Genomic DNA, 2,204 nt, shown 5'->3' on the forward strand with positions numbered 1-2,204 from the left:
CCCGCGCGCTGCTGCGCAGGCGGCCGTCGCGCCAGACCTGCAGGTGCCCGGGCGCCAACTCCCAGGTGCTGTCGGCGGTTTCCAGCCGCAGCGGACCGCGCAGCGGCAGCCACAGCGACAGCCAGCCGGCAGGCAGTTCCAATTGGACCGCGCGCCCCGAGGCGCGGATCAGGTGCAGGCCCGGCCGCGCGGCGGACAGGTCCAGGTGTTCGGCGAAATGGATCCGGTGGTGGTGCAGGTTCATGCGTCCCTCGTCCTGGTGGCGCAGCGGTGACCCGGCGATGGCTCCTACGCTAGCTAGCCGACCCCCGCGGCTGGAGGGCCAATCAGCCCGGACTCGAAGGAGCCAATTGACGCCCGGCCAGTCGCGGCCGTTGGAGCCGCCGCCGTCGCATTGCGTTATGCGACGGGCAGGGCCGGCTTATGCAGGATTCGACCGACTGGCGGCAGTGGTCTCCCCGGCGGGACAATGGCTTGGCACTATCGGACGCTTGGACGGCCCGCGGGGGGCCAATCGGAGCCGCGCACATGTATCTGCCGCTCGACGGTCGCGGACCTTTGCACGGCCAATTGGTCCGCTCGCTCAAGGATGCGGTGCTCGGCGGGCGGTTGCCGGCCGGGCTGCGCTATCCGCCCAGCCGGCTGCTGGCGCAGCAGCTGGACCTGTCGCGCAACACCGTGCTGGCCGCCTACGAGCAATTGCGCGCCGAGGGTTTCATGCAGGCCCGGGTCGGGTCGGGCAGTTATGTGGTCATGCCGGGCGCGCCGGTGCAGCCGCGCAGCGAGCCGCCGCAGCGGGTACCGCCGCAAAGCGCCTATGCGCGCCGCTTGCGCCGCTATCACGATCATGGCGCCATGCCCGGCCGCGGCGTGCCGGGCGTGCTGCACAGCTTCCAGTACGGCGTGCCGTTCACCAATCCGCTGCTGACCTCGGCCTGGGCGCGCGCGCTGTCGCACGCGGCCGCTTACACCCCACCGAACTATCCCACCGCGCAGGGCCTGCCGATGCTGCGCGCGGCGGTCTGCGAATACCTGTCGCTGCGGCGCGGAGTGCAGGCGCGGCCGGAGGACGTGATCGTGGTGACCGGCACCCAGCAGGCGGTGAGCCTGACCGCGCGGGTGCTGCTCGACGAAGGCGACGAGGTCGCGATCGAAGAGCCGCAGTATTTCGCCGTGCGCGAGGCCCTGCAGATCCACGGCGCGCGGCTGGTGCCAGTGCCGGTCGACCGCGAAGGGCTGCGCACTGACCTGTTGCCGGAGCGTCCGCCGCGGCTGATCTGCGTGACCCCATCGCATCAGTTTCCGACCGGCGCGCTGATGTCGCTGGCGCGCCGGCGCGCGCTGCTCGATTACGCCTGCCGCCACGACTGCTGGATCTTCGAGGACGACTACGACGGCGAGTTCCGCTACGACGCGCAGCCCCACGCGGCCTTGTGCGGGCTCGACGACAGCCGGCGGGTGATCTACACCGGTACCTTCTCCAAAGTGCTGTTCCCCTCGCTGCGGCTGGGCTACATCGTCGCCCCGCCGGGCCTGCGCGACGATTTCGTCAGCGCCAAGTGGGTCGACGACTTCGGCTCGCCGGCGATCGAGCAGGCCGCGCTGGCGCATTTCCTCGCCGACGGCGGTTTCGAACGGCATCTGCGCCGCACCGCCAAGACCCTCAAGCAACGCCGCGACGCGCTGCTTGGCGCGCTGCGGCGCTCTTGCGGGGAGGCCTTGGACATCGACGATTCGAACGCCGGCATGCACCTGCTGGTGTGGCTGCGCGGGCGCAGCGCGGCGCAGGGCGATGCGTTCATCGCGTTGGCGCAGCGGCGCGGGCTGGGGCTGTATTCGATCGCGCCCTACTATTTCGATCCGCCGGACCGGGCGGGCTTGCTGCTGGGCTATGGCGCCCTGTCGGTGGCCGAAATCGAAGAGGCGGCGCGCCTGTTCGCCGCCTGCCTGGCGGAGATGGATTTCCCCGGGTGACGCGCCGCGGCCGCGCCGTCCATGCAGGCGCGGCGTGAGCCTCGACCCCGGGACGCGCAGAGAAGCCACCGCCGGCGCCATCGATCGAAACCCGAAACCGTCGCGGGGCGGAGTAGGAGCGACGCAAGTCGCGACCGCCCTCTCGCCCGGTCGCCGCGTCTTTGTCCTGGGCCCCTTTGTAGGAGCGGCGTAAGCCGCGACCACGGGACGCGCAGAGAAATCAACGCCTT

General features: G+C 71.1%; 2 protein-coding genes. One reads left to right on the forward strand and one right to left on the reverse strand.

What is annotated here, in order from left to right:
* Positions 1-244, reverse strand: a 244-nt coding sequence (locus TX83_RS19315) for a hypothetical protein (protein WP_141233584.1), incomplete at its 3' end; no start/stop codon positions are given.
* Positions 245-528: 284 nt separating this feature from the next.
* Here TX83_RS19315 and TX83_RS19320 point away from each other — a divergent pair.
* A complete protein-coding gene (locus tag TX83_RS19320) occupies positions 529-1,974 on the forward strand; it encodes a PLP-dependent aminotransferase family protein (protein ID WP_064749627.1) in 1,446 nt (481 codons plus the stop codon).
* Positions 1,975-2,204 lie beyond the last annotated feature (230 nt).

The sequence above is a fragment of the Lysobacter antibioticus HS124 genome, from assembly GCF_000336385.2.
Lineage (GTDB): Bacteria > Pseudomonadota > Gammaproteobacteria > Xanthomonadales > Xanthomonadaceae > Lysobacter > Lysobacter firmicutimachus.

What these genes read in the sequence shown, in the direction of transcription:
- TX83_RS19320 (WP_064749627.1), top strand. Translation starts at nt 529, where the DNA reads ATGTATCTGCCGCTCGACGGTCGCGGACCTTTGCACGGCCAATTGGTC.